The following is a 24,161-nucleotide window of genomic DNA, read 5'->3' as shown; positions in this document are numbered from 1 at the left end:
CCGCCCCCGGTGCTCGAATGAAGGGGTGAACCCCGAATCCCCCGAGGAACGCGGCGGTACCCCCGTCGGCCGCCGCGTCTTCCTCGGCACCCTCGGCCTGGGCGCCCTCGGCGTGCTCACCGCGCCCGCCCTGCAACGCGGCCTGGAGTCCCTCGCCGGCAAGGACCCCACGGGCCTGAGCGGCCTGCTCCCCAACGGCGGCGGCTTCCGCTACTACTCCGTCGCCGCGTCGGTACCGGACAAGAACGCCACCGACTACCGCCTCACCATCGGCGGCCTGGTCGACCACCCCCGCACCTACACCCTCGCCGACCTGCGCGCCCTGCCGCAGACCCGGCTGGTCAGGGACGTCCAGTGCGTCACCGGCTGGCGGGTGCCCGGCACCCCCTTCGAGGGCGTGCGCCTCTCCGATCTGCTGGACGCCGCGGGGGTCCGCCCGACCGCCAGGGCCCTGCGCTTCACCTGCTTCGACGGCACCTACACCGAGAGCCTCACCCTCGCCCAGGCCCGCCGCCCGGACGTCCTGGTCGCCCTGCGCATGCAGGACAAGGACATCGGCCACGACCACGGCGGCCCCGTCCGCCTCTACGTCGCCCCCATGTACTTCTACAAGTCGGCCAAGTGGCTCTCCGGCATCACCGTCACCGACCGGGTGCGGCCCGGCTACTGGGAGAACCTGGGCTACGACGTGGACGCCTGGGTCGGCCGCTCGAACGGACGCACCGATGAGCCCACCGGCTGACGCCCCGGCCCGCCCGGCCACCCGGCTGCGCCGCTTCAGCCGGGCCGAACGCTGGGTGCACCGCACCACGGCCGCGCTGATGGGGGTGTGCGTGCTGACCGCGGCCGTCCTCTACATCCCCCAGCTCGCCGTGCTGGTCGGCCGCCGGGAACTGGTGGTCCGCGTCCACGAGTGCGCCGGGATCGCGCTGCCGGTCCCCGTCCTGGTGGGCCTGGCCTTCCGCGCCTTCCGCGCCGACCTGCGGCTGCTGAACCGGTTCGGCCCGCACGACCGGCTCTGGCTGTGGGCGGCCGCGCGCCGCGACCGGCGGCACGGCGCCCGCCCGGCGGGCAAGTTCAACGCCGGGCAGAAGATCTACGCCGCCTGGATCGCCGGCGCCGCCCTCGTGATGCTCGGCACCGGCCTGGCGATGTGGTTCACCCATCTCGCCCCGCTGGTCTGGCGCACCGCCGCCACCTTCGTCCACGACTGGCTGGCCCTCGCCATCGCCGTCGTCCTCGCGGGCCACATCGGCATGGCGCTGGGCGACCCGGAGGCCCGGCGGGGCCTGCGCACGGGGACGGTGAGCGGGGAGTGGGCGAAACGGGAGCACCCGCTGTGGCGTCCGTGAACGCGTCCGCCCCCTCGTTGGCCGCGGAGGCCGTCGAGGGGGCGGATCGTCACCGTCGTACGGGGGCTAGACGACCAGTGACAGCAGCAGGATCAGGGCGCCGCCGACCACCGACAGGATCGTCTCCATGATCGACCAGGTCTTGACGGTCTGTCCGACGCTGAGCCCGAAGTACTCCTTCACCAGCCAGAAGCCGGCGTCGTTGACGAAGCTGAAGAAGAGCGAACCGGCACCGATCGCCAGCACCAGCAGGGCCGTGTGCGCGGTCGACATGTCGGCCGCGAGCGGCGCGACCAGACCGGCCGCCGACACCGTCGCCACCGTCGCCGAGCCCGTCGCCAGCCGGATCACCACGGCGATCAGCCAGGCCAGCAGCACCGCCGGGATCGACCAGTTCTTCGAGACGTCCAGGATCATCTGGCCGACACCGCAGTCGATCAGCGTCTGCTTGAAGCCGCCGCCCGCGCCCACGATCAGCAGGATGCCCGCGATCGGCATCAGGCCCTTCTCCACCGTCGCCTGGAGCCGCTCCTTGCTGAACCCGGCGGGCCGGCCCAGCGTGAAGAAGCCGACGATCACGGCGGCGAGCAGCGCGATCAGCGGGGCGCCGATCACGTCGAAGGCACGCTGGGTGGTGTTGGCGGGGTCGTCGATGATGATGTCCACCAGCGCCTTGACCAGCATCAGCGCCACCGGCAGCAGGATGGTGACCAGCGTGGCGACGAAGCTCGGACGACGCTTCAGCTCATCGGAGGGGCGCTGCGGCAGCATCCGGTCCGGCGGCGGGACGTCCACCCAGCGGGCCGCGACCTTCGAGAACAGCGGACCGCCGACGATCACCGTCGGGATGGCCACCAGGATGCCGAACGCCAGCGTCACGCCCAGGTTGGCGTGCAGCGAGGAGATCGCGACCAGCGGGCCGGGGTGCGGCGGGATCAGGCCGTGCATCACGGACAGACCGGCGAGCGCCGGGATGCCGATGCGCATCAGGGAGTAGTTGCCGCGCTTGGCGACCATCAGCACCACGGGGATCAGCAGCACGATGCCGACCTCGAAGAAGATCGGCAGGCCGATCACGGAGGCGATGAGCACCATCGCCCACGGCATCGCCCGGCCGCCGGCCTTGGCGAGGATCGTGTCCACGACCTGGTCCGCGCCGCCCGAGTCGGTGAGCAGCTTGCCGAGCGTCGCGCCCAGCGCGATCAGCACGCCCGTGCTCGCGACCGTGGAGCCGAGCCCGGTGGTGAAACTGGTGAGCACCTTGTCGAGCGGCGCTCCGGCGGCCGCTCCGAGCGCCAGCGACCCGATGGTCAGCGCCAGGAAGGCATGCAGCTTGAACTTGGTGATGAGCAGGACGATCACCACGATGCCCACCAGGGCGGCTATGCCCAACTGGGCGTGCCCGGCGGAGGTGATCGGCGGAGGGGCGTCCGCTGCCAGCATCTCGACGCTGAGTCTGGTCACGGGAGTTCCTTGCGGTTACGGGGGTTGGGGAGGTGTTACGCGGATGCGGTGGACAGCCCGGCCAGCGCCTGGACGGCACGTTCGGTGATCTCCTGGGGATCTCCGCTGACGTCCACGGCGACACCCGCCTCGTCCGGCCCCAGGGGTTCCAGCGTGGCGAACTGGGAGTCCAGCAGCGCGGTCGGCATGAAGTGCCCCTGACGCTGCCTCATCCGGTCCTCGATCAGCTTCCGGTCGCCCGAGAGGTGCACGAACACCACACCGGGTGCCACGGCCCGCAGCCGGTCGCGGTACGACCGCTTCAGCGCCGAGCTGCTGACCACCCCGCCGAGCCCGGCCCGCCCGTGCGCCCAGTGGCCGATGGCGTCCAGCCAGGGCCAGCGGTCGGCGTCCTCGAGCGGGATCCCGGCCGACATCTTGTCGATGTTGGCCTTCGGGTGGAAGTCGTCGCCCTCGGCGTACGGCACGCCCAGTCGCGCGGCGAGCAGAGGACCGATCGTGGTCTTGCCCGTCCCCGCGACGCCCATCACGACGACGACCTGGGGGGTTCGCATTACTGCCTCGCTGTCTTCCTCGACATCCGACGCCACGGCGGCGTCGCCACACTGAAACCCATTAGGTACGACGAATTCAAGAGACTGTGACATATAAGTCTGACTTTTTGTTCCCGTGACCTACGCCGTACGCTGAGTGCATGAGCACACCGGGCCGGGGGCTGCACGGCCGCGTACTGGACACCCTCGGCCCCGCGATCACCGCGGGCGAGTACCCGCCGGGCAGCATCCTGCGCACCGATGAACTCGCCCAGCACTTCGAGGTGTCACGCTCCGTGATGCGCGAGGCGGTGCGGGTGCTGGAGTCCATGCACCTCGTCGAGTCCCGCCGCCGGGTGGGCGTCACCGTCCGGCCGCGCTGCGAGTGGAACGTCTACGACCCGCAGGTCATCCGCTGGCGGCTGGCCGGCGCCGACCGCCCCCACCAGCTGCGCTCGCTCACCGTGCTGCGCTCCGCGATCGAACCGGTCGCGGCCGGGCTCACGGCCAGGCTCGCCACCGCCGAACAGTGCGCCGAACTCACCGAGTGCGCGCTCGGCATGGTCGCCCACTCACGCGGTCACCGGCTGCGCGAGTACCTGTTCCACGACGTCGCCTTCCACCGCGTCATCCTCAGCGCCTCGGGCAACGAGATGTTCGCCCGCCTCGGCGACGTCGTCGCGGAGGTGCTCAGCGGCCGCACCCGGCACGAGGTCATGTTCGAGGACCCCGACCCCGCGGCCGTCACCCTGCACGTCCAGGTGGCCGAGGCGGTCCGCGCCCGCGACGCGGTCCGCGCCGAGGAACTCACCCGGCAGATCACCGTGGGCGCCCTCCAGGAACTGGACATCCTGGCGCCCTGACCGGCGTGCCGGGCCCGCAGCCGGGTGAAGGGCCCTCAGTCGAGGAAGTCGCCGTCCACGTACACCCACGCCCCGTCCACCCGCTCGAAGCGGCTGCGCTCGTGCAGCGAGCCGCCCCGGTAGGAGGCGCGGAAGGTCACCGTGCCGGTGGTGTGGAACGCGGACCCGCCGTCGGCGTCCAGGATCTCCAGGCCCGTCCACCGCATCCGCGGATCGAGGTCCAGCCGCTCCGGCCGGGTCCGCGGATGCCACGTGCGCAGCAGGTACTCCACGTCCCCCTTGACGAACGCGCAGTACCGCGACCGCATCAGCGACTCGGCGGTCGGCGCGCTCGCGGCCCCCGAGTGGAAACGGCCGCAACAGGCGTCGTACGACTGCGGAAGCCCGCAGGGGCAGGTGCGCGTGCTCATGCGCCCATTGTGCCGGGGGCCGGGGAGGCGCCCGCCGCCGGGCGGGTGCACAGTGGAAGTGCCGGCCCCATGCGCCCCGGGACCGGCCGCGAGGAGGAGGGACGGACGATGACCCGACCCGTGACCAGCCACCATCCTCCGGCCGTCAAGGAGTGGCGGCTGAGCCTGTACCTGTCCGAGCACGATCCGGACACCACGGCCCGGATCGTCCTCGACACCGGCGACAACGTCCTGGAGAGCCACGCCGAGGCCCGGCGCAGCCCCGACGACCACGACGTCCCCGAGATCGGCGACGAACTGGCCGCCGGACGCGCCCTGATCGCCATGGGCCGGCTGCTGGTGCGCGCCGCCAACGGCGACATGCGGGCGCTGGGCGCGGCCGAGGAGGAGAGTCCCGTGCCGCTCTGGCTGCCCCGGGAGTGACGGAGCCCGCCGTGCGGTTCGCCAACCGGCTGGAGGCGGGGCGGCGGCTCGGCCGCCGCCTGGAGTACCTGCGCGGCCAGGACGTGGTGGTGCTCGGGCTGCCGCGCGGGGGAGTGCCGGTCGCCGCCGCCGTCGCCGAGGCCCTGGACGCGCCGCTCGACGTCTGTCTCGTACGCAAACTCGGCGTGCCCTACCAGCCGGAGCTGGCCATGGGCGCGATCGGCGAGGACGGCGTACGCGTGCTCAACCCGGACGTGCTGCGCGTCACCGGAGTGAGCGACGAGGAACTCGCCCGCGTCGAGGAGCGCGAGCGCCGGGTGCTCGCCGAGCGGGCCGGACGCTACCGGGGCGAAGGCACCTTGGCGTCCGTCGCCGGCCGGACCGCCGTGGTGGTGGACGACGGGGTGGCCACCGGCTCCACCGCCCGCGTCGCCTGCCGGGTCGCCCGCGCCCGCGGCGCGGCCCGCATCGTGCTCGCCGTCCCCGTCGCCCCCCGCGACTTCGCCCGCCGCCTCGGCGGGGACGCCGACGAACTGGTCTGCCTGGAGACACCCTGGGACTTCGCCGCCGTCGGCCAGTTCTACGACGACTTCGCCCAGACCGAGGACGACGAGGTCACCGCGTGCCTGCGCCGCCACCGGCACACCGCGACGGCGGGCCGCGAGGTGACGGTGCCGGCCGGAGCCGTCCGGCTGGCCGGCCGGCTCACCGTGCCCGACGGCGCCACCGGCGTCGTGGCCTTCGCGCACGGCAGCGGCAGCAGCCGGCACAGCCCGCGCAACCGGTACGTCGCCGAGGGCCTGCACCGCGCCGGGCTCGGCACCCTGCTGTTCGACCTGCTCACCGACGCCGAGGAGGGGGACCGGGACAACGTCTTCGACATCCCCCTGCTGGCCGGCCGGCTGCTGGCCGCCACCCACTGGCTGCGCGCCGAACCCGCCGTGCGGGACCTCGCCGTCGGCTACTTCGGCGCCAGCACCGGCGCGGCCGCCGCGCTGTGGGCCGCCGCCGAGGGGCGCCCCGCAGCCGTCGTCTCCCGGGGCGGCCGGCCCGACCTCGCCGCGCCCCGGCTCCCCGAGGTCACCGCACCCACCCTGCTGATCGTCGGCGGCGCCGACCCGCTGGTCCTCGACCTCAACCGGGACGCGCGGGCCCGGCTGCGGTGCGAGAACCGGCTGGCGACCGTGCCCGGCGCCACCCACCTCTTCGAGGAGCCCGGAACGCTGGACCGGGTGACCGAACTGGCCCGCGACTGGTTCACCGACCACATGGCGCCCGCACACGTCTGACCCGCGCCCGAGAGACGACCCATGCCCGAGGGAACCGTCACCTTCGCCCTCACCGGTGACGTCATGCTCGGCCGGGGAGTCGACCAGATCCTCCCGCACCCCGGCGACCCGGCCCTGCGCGAGGACTTCGTCCACGACGCCCGCGAGTACGTCGCCCTCGCCGAGGCCGTCAACGGCCCCATCCCCCGCCCGGTGGACGCCGGCTGGCCCTGGGGCGAGGCACTGCCCGTGCTGGAGCGGGCCGCGCCGGACGTGCGCGTGCTCAACCTGGAGACCGCCGTCACCGCGGACGGCGAGTTCGCCCCCGGCAAGGCCGTCCACTACCGGATGCACCCCGCCAACCTGCCCTGCCTCACCGCCGCCCGCCCCGACGTGTGCGCCCTCGCCAACAACCACGTCCTCGACTTCGGCCCGCGCGGCCTGACCGGGACGCTGACCGCCCTGACGGCGGCAGGCCTGCGCACGGCCGGCGCGGGCCGCGACACCGACAGGGCCCGCCGCCCGGCGGCCGTCCCGCTGCGCACGGGCGGCCGGGCCCTGGTCTTCTCCTACGGCCTGCCCTCCAGCGGCATCCCCCACGACTGGGCCGCCACCGCCGGACGGCCGGGAGTCGCCCTGCTCACCGAGGACGCACTGCGGGACCTCGCCGACCGCCTGCGTCGGCTGCGCCGCCCCGGCGACCTCGTCGTCGTCTCCCTCCACTGGGGCCCCAACTGGGGCTACGCCGTCTCCCACGCCGAGACCCGCCTCGCCCACGCGCTCGTCGACGCGGGCGCCGACATCGTCCACGGACACTCCTCGCACCACCCCCGCCCCCTGGAGATCCACCGCGGCCGACTCGTCCTGTACGGCTGCGGCGACTTCGTGGACGACTACGAGGGCATCGGCGGCCAGGAGCGCTACCGCGACGACCTCCGGCTGCTCCACCTGGCCTCGCTCGACGCCGCCACCGGCCGCCTGACCGGCCTGCGGCTCGTGCCCTTCCAGGCCCGCCGCATGCGCCTGGAACCCGCCTCCCCACAGGACACCACCTGGCTGCGCACCACCCTCGCCCCCCGCACCCGGGGCGCCCGCATCGAGGAATCGGCCGACGGCACGCTGACCGTACGGGCCCTCTAGCGCCGTACCCACGAGTCCTTCCGGCGGCCGTTCCCCGCGTCCAGGGCCTAGCCCACTCGGTCGTCGTAGCTCTTGAGGGTCTTCGCGGCACCGGTGGCCGACTTCAGGTAGTCGTTCTCCGACCTCAGGCTCTCGTTCTCCGCCGTCGCCTCCGCCAACTGCGCCACGAGTCCCGAAGCCATGGACAGGAGACCGTCGCGCTCTTCCTGGAGTCCCTTGCACTTCCAGGCGAGGGCCCCGACGGCCCCGATGGCGGTGGCGGCCAGAACACCGGCGCCGGCCTTGACCACGACCCTGGCCTTGCCGAACCGGCCTCCGGTCGGCCCGGCATCGTCCTTGCCGATGCAGACGTGGCCCGTCTGTTGCGAGTGCTGTTGGGCATCACCCAGATGGTCGCTCCGGTACGAGCACGATCCGCACTGGTAACGGGTCATCAGTCGTTCCTCTCCCGCAGGGAGAAGAGCGTGTCACAGATCTCGTGCCCCAGGCGACCACTTGGTCGACTCCCGTACGACGACCAGCCGTTCAAGCCACCCGCGAAGTGCCCGTCTAGCGCCCGCCCTTGCGCAGGAACCGGCGCAGCCGGGTCAGTGGCCAGGTGTTGATCACGTCGTCCGGCGTCAGCCAGCCCCGCTGGGCCGTGCCGATGCCGTAGCGCAGCTGTGCCAGGTGCGGCACCGAGTGCGCGTCGGTGTTCACCGCGAACCGCACCCCGTGCGCCCGCGCCCGCAGGATGTCCTCGTCGCACAGGTCGAGCCGGTCCGGCTGCGCGTTGACCTCCAGCGCCGTGCCCGTGCGCGCGCAGACCGCGAACACCTCGTCCCAGTCCGCGTCCACGCCCGGCCGCCGGCCGATCAGCCGGGTGGTGGGATGCCCCAGGACATTGACGTACGGGTTCTCGCAGGCCCGCACCAGCCGCCGGGTCATCGCCGCGCGGCCCAGGTCGAAGTGCGAGTGCAGCGAGGCCACACACAGATCGAAACCGGCCAGGAACTCGTCGGGCCAGTCCACCTCGCCCTCCGGCCCGATGTTCAGCTCCGTGCCGTGCAGCAGCCGCATCCGGCGGTGCTTCCCGTCCAGCTCCCGCAGCCGCGCCCGCTGGCCGAGGATCTTCTCGTCGGTCATCCGCTGCATGTACAGGTTCGGCGCGTGGTCGGTCACCGCGTAGTACGCGTACCCGCGCCCCGCGGCCGCCTCCACCATCGCCTCCAGCGACGCCAGCCCGTCGGTCAGATCGGTGTGGGTGTGCAGATCACCGCGGACGTCCCGCTCGGTCACCACCTCGGGCAGCTCCCCGCGCAGGGCCGCCTCGATCTCCCCGCGGTCCTCGCGCAGCGTCGGCTCGATCCACGGCAGGCCCAGCCGCGCGTACACCTCCTCCTCGGTGCGCGAGGCCACCGACTCCTCGCTCCGCGCGTCGAACACGCCGTACTCCGACAGCTTCAGCCCCCGGTGCACCGCGATGGTCCGAGTACGGATGTTGTGCGCCTTGGACCCGGTGAAGTACTGCAATCCCGCGCCCCACGACTCCGGCGGCAGCACCCGCAGATCCACCTGGAGCCCCTTGCCGGTGCGCACCGACGTCTTCTTCGCGCCCCGCGCGATCACCTCGGCGGTGCCCGGCATTTCGCACAGCGCCTCCATGAACGGCCCCGACTTCCGCGCCGCCACCAGCACGTCCAGGTCCCCGACCGTCTCCCGCATCCGCCGCAACGACCCCGCGTAGGCACACCGCCGGCAGCCGGTCACCCCGGACAGCGCGGCGATGATCTCCTCGGCGGTGTCCAGCGCGAGCGGCAGCGGCACCCGCGCCCCCGCCTGCCGCAACAACTCGATGCCGTGCCGGATGTTGTCCTGCGTCTTCTCCCCGAACCCCTTGAGATCGGCCAGGGCGTCGGACTCGATCGCGGCGGCCAGCTCGTTCACCGACGAGATGTGCAGGTCCTCGTACAGCCGCAGGGCCTTCTTCGGGCCGAGGGTCGGGATGGTGATCAACTCCCGCACCCCGGCCGGGATCCCGGCCCGCCGTTCCTCGACCACGGCCATCTTCCCGGTGCGCAGGTACTCGGCCACCTTGTCGGCGATCGACCGCCCCACGTTCGGGATCTCCCGCAGCCCGTCCTCGTCCAGCTTGGCGACGTCGGCCGGATACCCGCCGATGGCCCGCGCGGCCTTCTCGTAGGCGCGCGCCTTGAACGCGTCGCCTCCGGTGATCGCGATGAGGTCCGCGTACTCCCGCAGCAACGCCTCGACCTCGTCATTGGCCCGGGCCACGCGACCAAGTCTAGGAACCCACCCGCCCCCCGGCATACGAAAGGGCCCCCGCCGAAGCAGGGGCCCTCACTGGTGTCCGAGGGGGGACTTGAACCCCCACGCCCGATAAAGGGCACTAGCACCTCAAGCTAGCGCGTCTGCCATTCCGCCACCCGGACAAGGTGTCTGTCGTGCGCGAGCTTCCCTCGGTGGGGTCTCCCTCGCGGCGACGAAGGAAACATTACCAGGCTTTCGGGGGTGGCTGATCACCCCCCGCTCCGGGCCGGACCGGCGTGAACGGAGTGTGACGGGCCGGGACCGGTCTTGGGCCCGGGGCGGGGGCGGAGGGAGGATGAGAGGGACCACCAGCAGGGAAGTCGGGAGGAAGCAGCGTGAGCGAGACGGACACGGCCCAGGGCGTCACCGGCGAGGACGAGGTCGTGGACCTCTGCCGCGAGCTGATCCGGTTCGACACCAGCAACTACGGCGACCACTCCGGGCCCGGTGAGCGCAAGGCCGCCGAGTGGGTCGCCGAGAAGCTCGCCGAGGTCGGCCTGGAGCCCAAGATCTACGAGTCGCACCCGGGCCGTGCCTCCACCGTGGCCCGCATCGCGGGGGAGGACCCGTCCCGGCCCGCCCTGCTGATCCACGGCCACCTGGACGTGGTGCCGGCCAACGCCGACGACTGGACCCACCACCCCTTCTCCGGCGAGATCGCCGACGGGTGCGTGTGGGGCCGCGGTGCGGTCGACATGAAGGACATGGACGCCATGACCCTCGCGGTCGTGCGCGACCGGCTGCGCAGCGGGCGGCGGCCCCCGCGGGACGTCGTGGTCGCCTTCCTCGCCGACGAGGAGGCGGGCGGCACCTTCGGCGCCCGGTACCTGGTCGACCACCACCCCGAGCTGTTCGAGGGCGTCACCGAGGCGATCAGCGAGGTCGGCGGCTTCTCCTTCACCGTGAACGAGCAGCGGCGGCTGTATCTGATCCAGACGGCCGAGAAGGGCATGCACTGGATGAAGCTCACCGTGGCCGGCACCGCCGGGCACGGCTCCATGATCCACCGGGACAACGCCATCACCGAGCTGTCCGAGGCCGTCGCCCGGGTCGGCCGGCACAAGTTCCCGGTGCGGGTCACCAAGACCACCCGGGCCTTCCTCGACGAGCTGGGCGACGCGCTCGGCACCGAGCTGGACCCGGAGGACATGGAGGCCACGATCGCCAAGCTCGGCGGCATCGCCAAGCTGATCGGCGCGACCCTGAGCAACACCGCAAACCCCACCCAGCTGAACGCCGGTTACAAGGTCAACGTCATCCCCGGCGAGGCCACCGCGCACATCGACGGACGCTTCCTGCCCGGCTACGAGGAGGAGTTCCTCGGCGACCTCGACCGGCTGCTCGGGCCGCACGTCCGCCGGGAGGACGTGCACGCCGACAAGGCCGTCGAGACGACCTTCGACGGCGCCCTGGTGGAGGCCATGCAGGCCGCCCTGCTCGCCGAGGACCCCGCCGCCAAGGCGATCCCGTACATGCTCTCCGGCGGCACCGACGCCAAGTCCTTCGACGACCTCGGCATCCGCGGCTTCGGCTTCGCGCCGCTGAAGCTGCCGCCGGAGCTGGACTTCGCGGGCATGTTCCACGGCGTGGACGAGCGGGTGCCGGTGGACGGGCTCCGGTTCGGCGTCCGCGTCCTCGACCGCTTCATCGACGCCTCCTGAGGCGCCCGGACATTCGGGTGCGCGTTCGAGATCGACTGAGAAGGGTGAATGCGACCATAAGCTCGTAGCTCCAATACTCCCTCCTCGTTACAGGTGATGCGGTCCCCGCACCTTGGGATCGCCTTGCCAACGAGGAGGAACAATGATCAAGAAGGTCGTCGCCGCTGCGGCTGCCACCGGTGGGCTGGTTCTCGCGGGCGCGGGCCTGGCCGTCGCCGACTCCGGTGCCCAGGGTGCCGCGGTGCACTCCCCGGGTGTCGTCTCCGGCAACGTCGTTCAGGTGCCCGTGCACGTCCCGGTGAACGTGTGCGGCAACACGATCAACGTGATCGGGCTCCTGAACCCCGCCTTCGGCAACACCTGCGTCAACAGCTGATGCCGACTCCCCGAGGGGCCATCCACCCCGAGGGGGCGTCTTTTGCGAGCCGTCGGCCTCGGAGCGCGCGATGCGCCCCGAGGCCGACCGGCCTTTTTCAGACAGCGAAGGCAAAGCGAAGGCAGGGGGGTACGTACCAATGCGACAAAGCACCCGTAAGGGTCTGATGACCATGGCGGCGGCGACCGGGATGATCGCCGCCGCGACCGGCGTGGCCCACGCGGACGCGGGCGCGTCCGGCGCCGCGGCCGGCTCGCCCGGCGTTCTGTCCGGCAACACCGTGCAGGTGCCGGTGCACGCGCCGGTGAACGTCTGCGGCAACACCGTCAACGTCGTCGGGCTCCTCAACCCGGCGATGGGCAACGCCTGCGTCAACTCCGGTGGCGGCCAGGGAGGTCAGGGGCACGGCGGCTCCGGAGGCCCGGGGGGCGCGCACGCGGGCGGACACACCACGGGCTCGCCGGGCGTCGGATCGGGCAACACCGTCCAGGTGCCGATCGACGTCCCGGTGAACGTCTGCGGCAACAGTGTCGACGTCGTCGGGGTGGGCAATCCCGCCCTGGGCAACGACTGCGCCAACGGCGGCGGAACACACGGCGGGGGCCACACCAACCCGCCGGGCCACCCCGGTCACCCGGGCCACCCCGGTCACCCGGGCCACCCCGGTCACCCGGGCCACCCCGGTCACCCGAGTCACCCCGGCCAACCTGGCCGGCCGACTCAGCCGGGCCACCCGGGAACGCCGCACCAGCCGGGCACCCCGCCCGCCGCGAACGCGCACACCCCACAGGGTTCCGCGTCCCTGGCCACGGGTCAGCTCGCGCACACCGGTAGCGAGCTGCCGCTGGGCGTCGCGCTGTCGACCGGCGCGGGCGCGCTGCTCGCGGGCGCGGTGATGTACCGCAAGGCGCGGGCCAGGGCCTAGGGAAGCGGTCGAGCACGCCCGTGGCGGACGGCGGGGACGGAGTGGGCCGGTCACATACCGGCGGGCCCGCTCCGTTCCCATGTCCCCGCCCGGTTCAGCGTTTTCGTCTCACCACGTGGCCCGCACCTGGCGGATGATCCGCCGGCGCAGCCGCACCCTGCGGCTGCCGTCGCGCAGCAGGCTCAGTCGGTCCAACTCCCAGTGTCCGTACTCGGCATGGTCCGTCAGCAGACGTGTGGCGTCCTTGCGGGAGACCCCGCGAGGCACGTACACGTCGACAAATTCGTATTCCGGCATCGCATCTATTGTGCGGGCTGGTGCCCGGTACGGATAGCGTCTGCACTATGTCTGATGCTGCGCAGCCCACCGCTGCCGAGGTACGCGCCGCCGCCGAGGCGGTCAAGACCGCGCTCGACCGTCACCTGGCGGCGGTCGAACGCAGGTCCGGAGACGACGACCCGGCCGTCTTCGAGGCGTTCAACCAGCTGGCCGCGGCCGCCGAGGCGTACGACGAACTGCTGTACGACCGCTACGACGAGGTCACCCCCTTCGAGATCCCCGGTGCCGACGAGACGCCGCCGCCGTACGCCGGCCCCGAGGAGCCCCATGCGATCAGCGTCCTGATCCGCCGCGACTACACCGTCGCGGAGCCCCAGCGGCTGCTGGCCCAGGCCGAGCGGGTCGAGGCCGCGGACTACGAGGACGTCACCGGCGTGGACGAGGACGCGGCCGGCACCGTCCCCGGGGCGCTGGGCCTGCTCTTCGGCGAGTTCGAACCGGACGAGATCGCCTCCCGGCACAAGGAGTTCGGTCTGGAGGAGGGCGACTCCACGCTCTGGGTCACCGCCGCCGAGGAGGCGCCGGAGGCCGGGGAGTGGCTGGAGGCCCCGTTCGAGCACATCGACGCGCAGGTGGTGGTGTGCCGGTTCGACGTCAGCGCGGTCTTCGACGACGAGGAGGACGACGTCGACCCCGCCGACGAGGACGAGGACGACGATCTCGAGTTCGTCGAGGACGAGGAAGTGGACGAGGACGGCGCGGGGGCCGGGTCCGGGGGCCGGGCCCGGGGCGCCGGGAGGTGAGCGGGGCGGTGGTGCCGTAGCGGCCCGGCCGCCACGGCACCACCGGCCCCCGCCCCTCGGTCAGGCGGCCGGCGCCTGGGGGCGCAGCAGGGTGCCCAGCCGGGTCGTACGGGGCTTGGCCGGGACCTCCGCGACCGCGCGCGGCAGGGCCTGCTCCACGCCGTGCACCACGGACAGATGCCGCTCGCCCCGCCCGAACGCCGTGTAGACCCATGGCCTGCTCAGCGCCTTCACGGCATTGCCGGGCAGCACCACGACGGCCGCGGGCCAGCGGCCGCCCACCGCCTGGTGCGCGGTCAGTGCCCAGCCGTGCCGCACCTCGCCCTCCACCCGCTCCCGCGGTACGACCACGGGGGCGCCCGCGCACGACAGGTGCAGCCCCTGCGCGTCGGCCTTCACCACGGTGCCCGGCACGGTCCGGCCCGGGGCGGGGGAGTGGACGATCCGGTCGCCGGGGTCGAAGCCGCCGAACCGGCCGGGGCCGGGGTTGAGGCGTTCCTTCAGGGCGGCGTTGAGGGCGCGGGTGCCGGCCGCGCCGCCGTGGCCCGGAGTGATCACCACGACCTGGTCCGCCGGGACGCCGAACGCGCGCGGCACCGAGTCCGCGACCAGCTGCACCGTGCGGTGCACGGCCTCGCCCGCGTCCCGCACCGGCACGATCACGACCTCCTTGCCGGGCGCCTCCACCTGGTTCAGCTCGCCGACGCCGATGCCGGAGACCAGCTCGCCGACCGGGCCGGGGTCGGGGAGCCGGGAGGGGAGCTGGGGGCAGACGCGGGCCGCGAGCAGATCGGCGAAGACCCGCCCGGGTCCGGCCGACCAGAGCAGCGCCGGGTCCCCGCTGAGCACCAGCCGGGCCCCGTCGGGCAGCGACTCCACCAGCATCGCGGCGCTCTCCACGTCCAGCTGGGGCGCGTCCAGCACGAGCAGCAGGTCCAGCTCCAGCGCCCCGTCCGCGTCCCGCGCGGGGCCCTCGGCCCCGGCCAGCAGCCCCGCGACGGTGCCGACGCCCGCCCGCGCATCCGCTCCCGGGACCAGCGTCGCGAGCCGGTCCCGGCCGCCGGGCGTGTGGCAGACCGCGAAGGCCCGCAGGCCCGCGTCCCGGACGGCGCCGAGCAGCGCCGCCGGTTCCGCACGGGCCGCCTCCCCGCCCGTGTGCAGCACCAGGCCGTGCCCGGCGACCGCGCGGGCCAGCTCCGCCGCGCCGCCCGACAGCGCGGCGACGGCCGCGGTCCAGGACTGCGCCGCCTCCCGGGACGGCGCGTCGACCAGCCGGGCCAGGCCGTCGGCGAGGCTCTCCTCGGCCAGCGCGTACCGCTCCAGGGCGACGAGGACCCGTACCGGGGGCTCCGCCTCCTCGTCCTCCTCCTGCGGGGCCGCCGGGGCGGCCGGCTCGTCCAGTGGGTCCTGGAAGACCAGGGCGTCGCCTTCGGCGAGGGCGCTCTGCACGGCCCCGTCCGGGTCCGGCACGCCCTGCCGGGCCAGTGCCGCGGTGAGCGCGGGCAGGTCCAGGGCGGTGTGCCCGGCGAGGGCCGCCTGCTCCAGCAGCCAGACCGTCACCGCGCGGCCCCGCCGTTCGTCGTCCGGGCCGCAGCCGGGGCCGAGCAGGGCCCGCGCGAAGCCGTCCGCCTGCTCGGGCCGCACCCCGGGAACGCGCAGCAGCTGCCAGGGGTCCTCCCGCAGGGCCGGCCCGGCGCCCTCGCCGAGCGCCGTGGCCGCCTGTAGGGCGAGGGTCTCCGGGGCGCCGCCCTCGGCCAGCACCCGGCGGACGGCCTCGACCGTCTCCTGCGCGGGCCCGCTGGGGGCGGGCGCGGGCCGGGCGCTGCGCACCGGCTCCGCGGCGGGGGCCGGGCGGGCCGGGGCGGCCGCGGGGCCCGCCCCGGTCTGCCGCTCGGGCCCGGGGCCGGGCTCGGGCACCGGTTCGGGCGCGGCGAACACCGTGCCCGCCGGCTTCCGGCCGCCCTCCACGGCCCGGACGGCGGCCAGCAGGTCCGCCGCCTTCCCGCTCAGTTTGGCGCCGCTCTGGATGGGGCCGTCCTTCTCCGCCTTGCGCCGCTCGATCCGCTCCCGTTCGATCCGCTGCGCGGCCAGCTCGGCCTCGGCCTCGGACAACTGGGACGAACCGGCACCCTCGTCGGTGGCCGCCGCTCCCGAGCCGCCGTCCGCCTCGGTCTCCGGCGCGTCGGTCTCCGCGCCGCCGTCGGTCTTCGCGCCGCCGTCGGCCTCCGCCTCGGCGGCACCGGGGGCGCCCTCGGCCGTGTCCTGCGGCGCCGGCACCCCCGATGTGTCCGGCGTCCCCGGCCCGGCTTCCTCCGTGGTCTCCGGCTCCGTGCTCACAGCGTGCTCCAGTCGTGATCGGGATAGCGGTGCAGGGGCGCCGACACGTCGTCCAGCGCCCGGCAGATCTCGTCAGGAAGACTAAGCGCCTCCACTGACAACGCTGCCGTGAGCTGCCGCGCGGTGCGTGCGCCGACGATCGGCGCGGTGACTCCCGGCCGGTCCCGGACCCAGGCGAGCGCCACCTGGAGCGGGGTCACCGCGAGGCCGTCGGCGGCCGTGGTCACCGCGTCCACGATGCGGGTCGCCGTGTCGTCCAGATACGGCTCCACGAACGGCGCCAGGTGCTCGGAGGCGCCACGCGAGTCGTCCGGCACTCCGTGCCGGTACTTTCCGGTCAGCACGCCCCGGCCGAGCGGGGAGGAGGGCAGCAGACCCACGCCCAGGTCCAGCGCGGCGGGCAGCACCTCGCGCTCCACGCCCCGCTGGAGCAGCGAGTACTCCATCTGCGTGCTGGCCAGCCGGGTGCGGGTGCCCGGCGCGGCGAGCTGCCAGGTGGCCGCCTTGGCCAGTTGCCAGCCGCAGAAATTGGACACCCCCGCGTACCGCGCGCGGCCGCTGGACACCGCTATGTCGAGCGCCTGGAGCGTCTCCTCCAGCGGGGTGCCCGCGTCGTAGGCGTGGATGTGCCAGAGGTCGACGTGGTCCGTGCCCAGGCGGGCCAGCGAGGCGTCCAGCGCGGCCAGCAGGTGGCCGCGGGAGCCGTCGAAGCGGCGCTCGGGGTCGGGAACGCTGCCCGCCTTGGTGGACAGGACCAGGTCACGGCGCGGGACCAGCCGTTCCATCAGCCGCCCGAGCAGGTACTCCGCCTCTCCGTCGCCGTAGACGTCGGCGGTGTCGACGAGGGTGCCGCCGGCCTCCCAGAACGCCTTCAGCATGTCCGCGGCGTCGTGCTCCTCGGTGTCCCGGCCCCAGGTCAGGGTGCCGAGTCCGATCCGGGACACGCGCAGGCCGGTACGGCCGAGATGCCTCTGCTCCATGTCCGCGAGATTACTGGCCATAACCGATGCGGTGGGTTGCCTGTGGACAACTCGTACGGGCCCGCACGGAGCGCCGCCCGCGCCCCCGCGCTAAGGTCGGCGCCACAGTGACGTTACTCACGGGTAAGGGGATTCGGCCATGCAGCTCGGCATCAACCTCGGCTACTGGGGCGCGGGAATGGACGGGGACAATCTGGCCGTGGCCAAGGAGGCCGACCGGCTGGGCTACGCCGTGTGCTGGGCCGCCGAGGCCTACGGCTCCGACGCGGCCACCGTGCTCAGCTGGGTCGCCGCCCAGACCGAGCGCATCGACGTGGGCTCCGCCATCTTCCAGATCCCGGCCCGCCAGCCCGCGATGACCGCGATGACGGCGGCCACCCTGGACACCCTCTCCGGCGGCCGGTTCCGGCTCGGCCTCGGCGTCTCCGGGCCGCAGGTCTCCGAGGGCTGGTACGGCGTGAAGTTCGACAAGCCGCTGGCCCGCACCCGCGAGTACGTGGAGATCGTCCGCAGGGCGATGTCCCGGGAGCGGCTGTCGTACGAGGGCGAGCACTGGACGCTGCCGCTGCCCGGCGGCCCGGGCAAGCCGCTCAAGCTGACCGTGCACCCCCAGCGCGAGCACATCCCGCTCTACATCGCCGCGATCGGCCCGAAGAACCTGGAGCAGACCGGCGAGATCGCCGACGGCGCCCTGCTGATCTTCCCCGCCGCCGAGCACCTGGAGGAGACCACCCTCACGCATCTGCGGGCCGGCCGGGAGAAGGCGGGCAAGACCCTCGACGGTTTCGACGTGTGCCCGACCCTGCCGCTCGCTGTCGGCGCCGACCAGGACCTGGCCGCCCTCGCCGACACCTTCCGCCCCTACACCGCGCTGTACGTCGGCGGCATGGGCAGCGCCAAGCAGAACTTCTACAACCGGCTCGCGCGGCGCATGGGGTACGAGAAGGAGGCCGCCGAGATCCAGGAGAAGTACCTCTCCGGGGACAAGCAGGGCGCGGCCGCCGCGATCCCGCAGGACCTCATCGACAAGACCACGCTGCTGGGCTCCGTCGAGCGCATCGCCGACCGGATGAAGGCCTACGCCGACGCCGGGGTCACCACCCTCAGCCTCGCCCCCGCCGGCTTCACGCTGGAGGAGCGGCTCGCCTCCCTGCGCGCCGGCACCGAGGCCCTGGAGCACGCCGGGCTCGCCTGACGCGGAAGTCTTCGCGGCCGTGGTGGGGGCTCGGGGGTCTTCCCCGCCACGGCCGTCACCCGGAACAACGCGCCGGGCGACGAGCGGTTACGGACCTCCGCGTCCTTCTTCGGTCCGGCCTCACCGCCCTGCTGCGCAGGCGCGGCCTCACCCCGGTGCCCGTCCCGCCCGAGACCGACTGCACGACGCTCCTGGAACGGCGCGTGCTCCTCACAGCCACTCGCGCCGCTTGAACAGCCGGTACAGCAGCACCTCCAGCAACGCCATCACCAGGATCACCGCCGGGTACGACCACAGCCAGTGCAGCTCGGGCATGTGGTCGAAGTTCATGCCGTAGATCCCGGCGATCATCGTGGGCACCGCCGCCATCGCCGCCCAGGCGGAGATCTTCCGCATGTCGTCGTTCTGCCGCACGCTCATCTGCGCCAGATGCGCCGACAGCACGTCGGACACCAGCCGGTCCAGCCCCTCCACCGACTCGTTCACCCGCGCCAGGTGGTCGCCCACGTCCCGGAAGAAGGGCCGCGCCTTGTCGTGCACGAACGGCAGGGCGCCGCCGCTGCCCGGCGGGCCGCCGCCCGCCAGCCGGCTCAGCGGCAGCGCCAGCGGCCCGGTGGCCCGCCGGAACTCCAGGACCTGCCGCTTGAAGCCGTAGATCCGCGAGGCCGTGTTGCGGGTGCCCCCGGCCTCCGGCCGGAACACCTCCGCCTCCAGCTCCTCCAGATCCGTCTGCAGCTCCGTCGCCACCTCCAGGTAGCGGTCCACGATGGCGTCGGCGATCGCGTACAGCACCGAGGTGGGGCCCTTGTCCAGCATGTCCGGCTCCTCCTCCAGTCGGTGCCGCACCGCCGCCAGGGGTGAACCCTCGCCGTGCCGCACGGTCACCGCGAAGGAGTCGCCCACGAAGACCATCACCTCGCCCGCCGACACCGTGTCGCTCTCCGGCTCGTACACCACCGGCTTCAGCACCACGAACAGCGAGTCCTCGTACACCTCCAGCTTGGGCCGCTGATGCGCCTTCAGGGCGTCCTCCACCGCCAGCGGGTGCAGCCCGAACTCCCGGGTGACGAGGTCGAACTCCCGCTCGGACGGCTCGTACAGCCCGATCCACACGAACCCGCCCGCGGCCCGCGCCTCGGCGAGCGCGTCGGACAGGTCCTCCGGACCCTCGGTCCGCTGTCCGTGCCGGTAGATGGCACAGTCGACGATCACGGAGCGCATTCTCCCTTCGTGAGGTCACCGGCGCATCGCCCGATGCGCCTACCCTGGTCCGCATGCCCACGCTGATCCTCGTAAGGCACGGACGTTCCACCGCCAACACCTCCGGCGTGCTCGCCGGCTGGACCCCGGGGGTGTCCCTGGACGAGCGGGGCGCCGCGCAGGCCGCCGCACTGCCCGGGCGCCTCGCCGCGCTGCCGGTCTCCGAGGTCGTCACCAGCCCCCTCCAGCGCTGCAAGGAGACCGTGGCGCCGCTGCTCGCCGCCCGCCCCGAGCTGCGCGTCCACACCGACGAGCGGATCGGGGAGTGCCACTACGGCGACTGGTCCGGCCGCAAGCTCGCCGAACTCAAGGACGAGCCGCTGATGGAGGTCGTCCAGGCCCACCCGTCGGCCGCCGCCTTCCCCGGCGGCGAGTCCATGCGGGCCATGCAGACCCGCGCCGCCGAGGCCGTGCGCGAGTGGAACGACCGGGTGGAACGCGACCACGGCGCGGACGCGGTCTACCTCATGTGCTCGCACGGTGACATCATCAAAGCCCTGGTCGCCGACGCCCTCGGCCTCCATCTCGACCTCTTCCAGCGGATCTCCGTGGAGCCCTGCTCCATCACCGCGATCCGCTACACCCGGCTGCGTCCCTTCCTGGTCCGCCTCGGCGACACCGGTGACCTCGCCTCCCTCGCCCCGCGCGAGGAGCACCCGGACGGCGACGCACCGGTCGGTGGCGGTGCGGGCGCACCGTGATCGTCGGCCGCAGTAGGGTGAAGCGATCCGCGCCGTCGCTCATCCGCAGTGGCCCGCACCCCCGAAACTCTCGACTCAATGGAGACAGGACGTGTCCCGTCAGGTGTTCCTCTACGACCCGCCGGACCGCTTCGTGGCCGGCACGGTCGGACTGCCCGGACGCCGTACGTTCTTCCTCCAGGCCACCGCAGGCCCCCGGGTGACCAGCGTGGTCCTGGAGAAGACCCAGGTCGCCGCGCTCGCCGAGCGCATGGACGAACTCCTGGACGAGGTCGTGCGCCGCAGCGGCGGCAGCGCCTCCGTCCCGGCCATGGCACCCGCCGAGGTCGCCGACACCGCGCCGCTGGAGACCCCCGTCGAGGAGGAGTTCCGCGTCGGCACCATGGCCCTGGCCTGGGACGCCGAGGAGCAGCGCATGGTCGTGGAGGCGCAGGCCCTGGTGGAGCTGGACGCCGACACCGAGGAGGACCTCGCGGAGGCCGAGGAGCGGCTGCTCCAGGACGAGGAGAACGGGCCCCCGATGCTGCGGGTCCGGCTGACCGGCGCGCAGGCCCGGGCCTTCGCCAAGCGCGCCCTCGACGTCGTCAACGCCGGGCGGCCGCCGTGCCCGCTGTGCAGCCTCCCGCTCGATCCGGAAGGACACGTATGCCCGCGCCAGAACGGATACCGCCGCGGGGCGTGACGGCCGCCGACCCCGGCGCCGCCGACCTGCTCGCCCGCGGCGAGCTGACCGTACGCGGCCGTATTCGCGACGCCTCCAACGCCGCGCTGTTCTGCACGGTCGCGTACGACGGCCGGGAAGCCTCCTGCGTGTACAAGCCGGTGGCCGGGGAGCGCCCCCTGTGGGACTTCCCCGACGGCACCCTCGCGGCCCGCGAGGTGGCCGCCTACGAGGTCTCCGAGGCCACCGGCTGGGGGCTGGTCCCGCCGACCGTGCTGCGCGAGGGCCCCTACGGCGAGGGCATGTGCCAGCTGTGGATCGACGTGCACGCCGAGGCGGAACTGCTCGCCCTGGTCGAGGCCGAGGAGCCGGAGCCCGGCTGGAAGGCGATCGGGTTCGCGGAGGTCGGCGAGGGCCGCACCGCGCTGCTGGTGCACGCCGACGACGAGCGGCTGCGCCGGCTCGCCGTCCTCGACGCGGTGATCAACAACGCCGACCGCAAGGGCGGCCATCTGCTGCCCACCGCCGACGGCCGGCTCTACGGCATCGACCACGGCGTCACCTTCAACGTCGAGGACAAGCTGCGCACCCTGCTGTGGGGCTGGGCCGGCGAACCCCTCACCGCGGACGCCACCGAGGTGCTCAAGCGGCTGCGCGACGCCCTGGACGGCGACCTCGGCGAACGGCTGACCCCGCTGATCACGGCCGCGGAACTCGACGCCACCCGGGCCCGCGTCGCCGCCCTGCTCACCTCCGGAGTGCATCCGGAGCCCGGCGGGGAGTGGCCGGCGATCCCCTGGCCACCCGTGTGAGCGCACCCGTGAGCACATGGGGGCCGAAGATACAAGAGCGCCCAACCGGCCATCCGGCGCGATCCCGGTCGTAACCGCGACCGGCGGCCGGTTAGGCTCATGTACATGCATGCCTGGCCCGCTTCCGAGGTCCCCGCCCTGCCTGGTCAGGGCCGCGACCTGAGGATCCACGACACCGCGACCGGCGGCCTGGTCACCCTCCAGCCCGGTCCCGTCGCCCGTATCTACGTCTGCGGCATCACCCCGTACGACGCGACCCACATGGGTCACGCGGCGACCTACAACGCGTTCGACCTCGTTCAGCGCGTGTGGCTCGACACCAAGCGGCAGGTTCACTACGTCCAGAACGTCACCGACGTCGACGACCCGCTGCTGGAGCGCGCGGAGCGCGACGGACTCGACTGGGCCGCCCTCGCCGAGAAGGAGACGGCCCTCTTCCGCGAGGACATGACCGCCCTGCGGATGCTCCCGCCGCGGCACTACATAGGCGCGGTCGAGGCCATACCCGGCATCGTCCCGCTGGTGGAGCGGCTGCGTGACATCGGCGCGGCCTACGAACTGGACGGCGACGTCTACTTCTCCGTCGAGTCCGACCCGAACTTCGGCTCGGTCTCGCGCCTCGACGCGGCCGCCATGCGGCTGCTGTCCGCCGAGCGCGGCGGCGACCCGGACCGCCCGGGCAAGAAGAACCCGCTGGACCCGATGCTGTGGATGGCCGCCCGCGAGGGCGAGCCCAGCTGGGACGGCGCCTCCCTCGGCCGCGGCCGGCCCGGCTGGCACATCGAGTGCGTGGCCATCGCCCTCGACCACCTCGGAATGGGCTTCGACGTCCAGGGCGGCGGCTCCGACCTCGCCTTCCCGCACCACGAGATGGGCGCCTCGCACGCCCAGGTGCTCACCGGCGAGTTCCCGATGGCCAAGGCGTACGTCCACGCCGGCATGGTCGCCCTGGGCGGCGAGAAGATGTCGAAGTCCAAGGGCAACCTGGTCTTCGTCTCCCGGCTGCGCCGCGACGGCGTCGACCCGGCCGCGATCCGTCTCGCGCTGCTCGCCCACCACTACCGGGCCGACTGGGAGTGGACCGACCAGGTCCTCCAGGACGCCGTGGACCGCCTCGGCCGCTGGCGCGCGGCCGTCTCCCGCCCCGACGGCCCCTCGGCCGACGCGCTGGTCGAGGAGATCCGCGAGGCCCTGTCGAACGACCTGGACGCCCCCGCGGCCCTCGCCGCGGTGGACCGCTGGGCGGACAGGCAGGAGGCGGAGGGCGGCACGGACACCGGCGCCCCGGGCCTGGTCACGCGGGCGGCCGACGCCCTGCTGGGCGTGGCCCTGTAGCACCGACGCGGCCCTTGCGGGGGCCGCGGGAACGGAGGAGGGGCGGTACGCGCGCTGCGTACCGCCCCTCTCTCAGTCCTCCGGGTCCTGCTCGTCGTCCTCGTCGGCCGGATTGCCCGGGGTGTCCGGCGGCGACGGCCGGGGCTTGCCCCCCGGCGGACTCACGTCCCGCCGCCGCAGATACCGCTCGAACTCGCGGGCGATCGCCTCGCCCGACGCCTCCGGCAGCTCCGCGGTGTCCCGCGCCTCCTCCAGCGTCTGGACGTACTCCGCGACCTCGCTGTCCTCCGCGGCCAGCTGGTCCACGCCCACCTGCCAGGCCCGCGCGTCCTCCGGCAGCTCGCCCTGCGGGATCCGCAGGTCCAGCAGGTCCTCCAGCCGGTTCAGCAGCGCCAGGGTGGCCTTGGGGTTGGGCGGCTGGGAGACGTAGTGCGGCACCGCCGCCCACAGGGACACCGCCGGGACCCCCGCGTGCGTGCACGCCTCCTGGAGGACGCCGACGATGCCCGTGGGCCCCTCGTACTTGGTCTCCTCCAGGTCCATCCGGCGGGCCAGGTCCGTGTCGGACGTGACCCCGCTGACCGGCACCGGACGCGTGTGCGGGGTGTCACCGAGCAGGGCGCCCAGGATGACCACCAGCTCGACCCCCAGCTCATGGGCGAAGCCCAGCAGTTCGTTGCAGAACGAGCGCCACCGCATGGACGGTTCGATGCCCCGCACCAGGACCAGGTCGCGCGGCTTGTCGCCGCCGACGCGGACCACCGACAGCCGGGTCGTCGGCCAAGTGATCTTGCGCACTCCGCCGTCCATGAACACCGTGGGCCGGTTCACCTGGAAGTCGTAGTAGTCCTCGGCGTCCAGCGCCGCGAACACCTCGCCCTTCCATTCGCGTTCCAGATGCGCGACCGCCGTGGAGGCGGCGTCACCGGCATCGTTCCAGCCCTCGAACGCGGCCACCATGACTGGGTCGATCAGCTCGGGAACCCCCTCCAGCTCGATCACCCAGTGCCTCCTTCCGACGTGCCCTCGCTTGACTCACCAACCTTACGGCGTCCCGCGGGGGCGTCCGCAGC

At 73.3% G+C, this 24,161-nt stretch carries 25 protein-coding genes and 1 tRNA gene; 15 read left to right on the top strand and 11 right to left on the bottom strand.

Annotated features, from left to right (window positions below):
- Positions 1-25: 25 nt before the first annotated feature.
- Both BLW85_RS10370 and BLW85_RS10365 read left to right on the top strand, forming a co-directional pair.
- Positions 26-742, top strand: a complete 717-nt coding sequence (locus tag BLW85_RS10370; RefSeq protein ID WP_070027894.1) for a molybdopterin-dependent oxidoreductase — start codon at positions 26-28, stop codon at positions 740-742.
- Positions 726-1,352: a cytochrome b/b6 domain-containing protein gene (locus BLW85_RS10365; RefSeq protein ID WP_070027893.1), complete on the top strand. Its 627-nt coding sequence runs from the start codon at positions 726-728 to the stop codon at positions 1,350-1,352. The genes BLW85_RS10370 and BLW85_RS10365 overlap by 17 nt, the downstream gene beginning before the upstream one ends.
- A gap of 66 nt (positions 1,353-1,418) precedes the next feature.
- Here the strand turns inward: BLW85_RS10365 and BLW85_RS10360 are convergent, their stop codons facing one another.
- On the bottom strand, positions 1,419-2,816 hold the full coding sequence (locus BLW85_RS10360; RefSeq protein ID WP_070027892.1) for a GntT/GntP/DsdX family permease: 1,398 nt from the start codon (positions 2,814-2,816) through the stop codon (positions 1,419-1,421).
- Between the two features lie 35 nt (positions 2,817-2,851).
- Complete coding sequence (locus tag BLW85_RS10355) at positions 2,852-3,370, bottom strand: gluconokinase (protein WP_070027891.1); 519 nt, start codon at positions 3,368-3,370, stop codon at positions 2,852-2,854.
- A gap of 140 nt (positions 3,371-3,510) precedes the next feature.
- Here BLW85_RS10355 and BLW85_RS10350 point away from each other — a divergent pair, with 140 nt between their 5' ends.
- Positions 3,511-4,212: a FadR/GntR family transcriptional regulator gene (locus BLW85_RS10350; protein WP_070027889.1), complete on the top strand. Its 702-nt coding sequence runs from the start codon at positions 3,511-3,513 to the stop codon at positions 4,210-4,212.
- A gap of 35 nt (positions 4,213-4,247) precedes the next feature.
- Here BLW85_RS10350 and BLW85_RS10345 read toward each other — a convergent pair whose 3' ends face one another.
- The gene (locus BLW85_RS10345; protein ID WP_070027883.1) at positions 4,248-4,622 is read right to left on the bottom strand and encodes a YchJ family protein; all 375 of its coding nucleotides are present in this window, start codon (positions 4,620-4,622) and stop codon (positions 4,248-4,250) included.
- A gap of 108 nt (positions 4,623-4,730) precedes the next feature.
- Here BLW85_RS10345 and BLW85_RS10340 point away from each other — a divergent pair, with 108 nt between their 5' ends.
- Genes BLW85_RS10340 through BLW85_RS10330 form a run of 3 tightly spaced genes read left to right on the top strand, consistent with a single transcriptional unit; the run spans position 4,731 to position 7,453 of the window.
- The gene (locus BLW85_RS10340; protein ID WP_070028030.1) at positions 4,731-5,045 is read left to right on the top strand and encodes a dsRBD fold-containing protein; all 315 of its coding nucleotides are present in this window, start codon (positions 4,731-4,733) and stop codon (positions 5,043-5,045) included.
- 11 nt (positions 5,046-5,056) lie between these two features.
- Positions 5,057-6,334: a phosphoribosyltransferase family protein gene (locus BLW85_RS10335; protein WP_074996035.1), complete on the top strand. Its 1,278-nt coding sequence runs from the start codon at positions 5,057-5,059 to the stop codon at positions 6,332-6,334.
- A 21-nt stretch (positions 6,335-6,355) separates the two neighbouring features.
- The gene (locus tag BLW85_RS10330) at positions 6,356-7,453 is read left to right on the top strand and encodes a CapA family protein (protein WP_074991892.1); all 1,098 of its coding nucleotides are present in this window, start codon (positions 6,356-6,358) and stop codon (positions 7,451-7,453) included.
- A gap of 47 nt (positions 7,454-7,500) precedes the next feature.
- Here the strand turns inward: BLW85_RS10330 and BLW85_RS10325 are convergent, their stop codons facing one another.
- The 3 genes from BLW85_RS10325 to BLW85_RS10315 all read right to left on the bottom strand — a co-directional run bounded on the left by BLW85_RS10325 (position 7,501) and on the right by BLW85_RS10315 (position 9,885).
- The gene (locus BLW85_RS10325; RefSeq protein ID WP_074991891.1) at positions 7,501-7,887 is read right to left on the bottom strand and encodes a hypothetical protein; all 387 of its coding nucleotides are present in this window, start codon (positions 7,885-7,887) and stop codon (positions 7,501-7,503) included.
- Between the two features lie 115 nt (positions 7,888-8,002).
- Positions 8,003-9,727, bottom strand: a complete 1,725-nt coding sequence (gene polX, locus BLW85_RS10320) for a DNA polymerase/3'-5' exonuclease PolX (protein ID WP_074991890.1) — start codon at positions 9,725-9,727, stop codon at positions 8,003-8,005.
- Positions 9,728-9,797: 70 nt separating this feature from the next.
- Positions 9,798-9,885: transfer RNA gene (locus tag BLW85_RS10315), tRNA-Leu, on the bottom strand.
- A 213-nt stretch (positions 9,886-10,098) separates the two neighbouring features.
- Here BLW85_RS10315 and BLW85_RS10310 point away from each other — a divergent pair.
- From BLW85_RS10310 to BLW85_RS10300, 3 genes are all read left to right on the top strand, one after another.
- Positions 10,099-11,424 (top strand): M20/M25/M40 family metallo-hydrolase, encoded by a 1,326-nt coding sequence (locus BLW85_RS10310; protein ID WP_070027877.1) that lies wholly within the window; start codon positions 10,099-10,101, stop codon positions 11,422-11,424.
- Between the two features lie 142 nt (positions 11,425-11,566).
- Positions 11,567-11,800, top strand: a complete 234-nt coding sequence (chpH, locus tag BLW85_RS10305; protein WP_074991889.1) for a chaplin ChpH — start codon at positions 11,567-11,569, stop codon at positions 11,798-11,800.
- A gap of 139 nt (positions 11,801-11,939) precedes the next feature.
- Entirely contained in the window at positions 11,940-12,725 is a 786-nt protein-coding gene (locus BLW85_RS10300; RefSeq protein WP_074991888.1) for a chaplin, read from the top strand.
- Between the two features lie 108 nt (positions 12,726-12,833).
- Here the strand turns inward: BLW85_RS10300 and BLW85_RS10295 are convergent, their stop codons facing one another.
- Entirely contained in the window at positions 12,834-13,022 is a 189-nt protein-coding gene (locus BLW85_RS10295) for a DUF5703 family protein (RefSeq protein WP_005485166.1), read from the bottom strand.
- Between the two features lie 47 nt (positions 13,023-13,069).
- On the opposite strand from BLW85_RS10295, the gene BLW85_RS10290 reads away from it, so the two are divergent.
- The gene (locus tag BLW85_RS10290; RefSeq protein WP_074991887.1) at positions 13,070-13,807 is read left to right on the top strand and encodes a hypothetical protein; all 738 of its coding nucleotides are present in this window, start codon (positions 13,070-13,072) and stop codon (positions 13,805-13,807) included.
- Between the two features lie 60 nt (positions 13,808-13,867).
- Here the strand turns inward: BLW85_RS10290 and BLW85_RS10285 are convergent, their stop codons facing one another.
- Both BLW85_RS10285 and BLW85_RS10280 read right to left on the bottom strand, forming a co-directional pair.
- Entirely contained in the window at positions 13,868-16,144 is a 2,277-nt protein-coding gene (locus BLW85_RS10285; RefSeq protein WP_074991886.1) for a helix-hairpin-helix domain-containing protein, read from the bottom strand.
- Complete coding sequence (locus BLW85_RS10280; protein ID WP_070027867.1) at positions 16,141-17,124, bottom strand: aldo/keto reductase; 984 nt, start codon at positions 17,122-17,124, stop codon at positions 16,141-16,143. The genes BLW85_RS10285 and BLW85_RS10280 overlap by 4 nt, the downstream gene beginning before the upstream one ends.
- Positions 17,125-17,263: 139 nt before the next feature.
- On the opposite strand from BLW85_RS10280, the gene BLW85_RS10275 reads away from it, so the two are divergent.
- Positions 17,264-18,319: an LLM class F420-dependent oxidoreductase gene (locus BLW85_RS10275; protein ID WP_074991885.1), complete on the top strand. Its 1,056-nt coding sequence runs from the start codon at positions 17,264-17,266 to the stop codon at positions 18,317-18,319.
- A 210-nt stretch (positions 18,320-18,529) separates the two neighbouring features.
- Here the strand turns inward: BLW85_RS10275 and corA are convergent, their stop codons facing one another.
- Positions 18,530-19,531: a magnesium/cobalt transporter CorA gene (gene corA, locus BLW85_RS10270; protein WP_074996034.1), complete on the bottom strand. Its 1,002-nt coding sequence runs from the start codon at positions 19,529-19,531 to the stop codon at positions 18,530-18,532.
- 62 nt (positions 19,532-19,593) lie between these two features.
- On the opposite strand from corA, the gene BLW85_RS10265 reads away from it, so the two are divergent.
- The 4 genes from BLW85_RS10265 to mshC all read left to right on the top strand — a co-directional run bounded on the left by BLW85_RS10265 (position 19,594) and on the right by mshC (position 23,088).
- Positions 19,594-20,280 (top strand): histidine phosphatase family protein, encoded by a 687-nt coding sequence (locus BLW85_RS10265; protein ID WP_070027864.1) that lies wholly within the window; start codon positions 19,594-19,596, stop codon positions 20,278-20,280.
- Positions 20,281-20,371: 91 nt separating this feature from the next.
- Entirely contained in the window at positions 20,372-20,962 is a 591-nt protein-coding gene (locus BLW85_RS10260; protein ID WP_070027862.1) for a DUF3090 domain-containing protein, read from the top strand.
- On the top strand, positions 20,926-21,753 hold the full coding sequence (locus BLW85_RS10255) for an SCO1664 family protein (RefSeq protein ID WP_074991884.1): 828 nt from the start codon (positions 20,926-20,928) through the stop codon (positions 21,751-21,753). Before BLW85_RS10260 ends, BLW85_RS10255 begins: the two co-directional genes overlap by 37 nt.
- 105 nt (positions 21,754-21,858) lie before the next feature.
- A complete protein-coding gene (mshC, locus tag BLW85_RS10250) occupies positions 21,859-23,088 on the top strand; it encodes a cysteine--1-D-myo-inosityl 2-amino-2-deoxy-alpha-D-glucopyranoside ligase (protein ID WP_070028027.1) in 1,230 nt (409 codons plus the stop codon).
- 72 nt (positions 23,089-23,160) lie between these two features.
- Here mshC and BLW85_RS10245 read toward each other — a convergent pair whose 3' ends face one another.
- Positions 23,161-24,090 carry a PAC2 family protein gene (locus BLW85_RS10245; RefSeq protein ID WP_070027859.1) on the bottom strand — a complete coding sequence of 310 codons (930 nt, stop codon included), beginning with the start codon at positions 24,088-24,090 and terminating at the stop codon, positions 23,161-23,163.
- Between the last annotated feature and the right edge of the window lie 71 nt (positions 24,091-24,161).

Source organism: Streptomyces misionensis (assembly GCF_900104815.1).
In the GTDB taxonomy this organism is placed as follows: Bacteria; Actinomycetota; Actinomycetes; order Streptomycetales; family Streptomycetaceae; genus Streptomyces; species Streptomyces misionensis.
The sequence above is the reverse complement of the archived record's forward strand: the minus strand, read 5'-3'. Positions and strand labels throughout refer to the sequence as shown.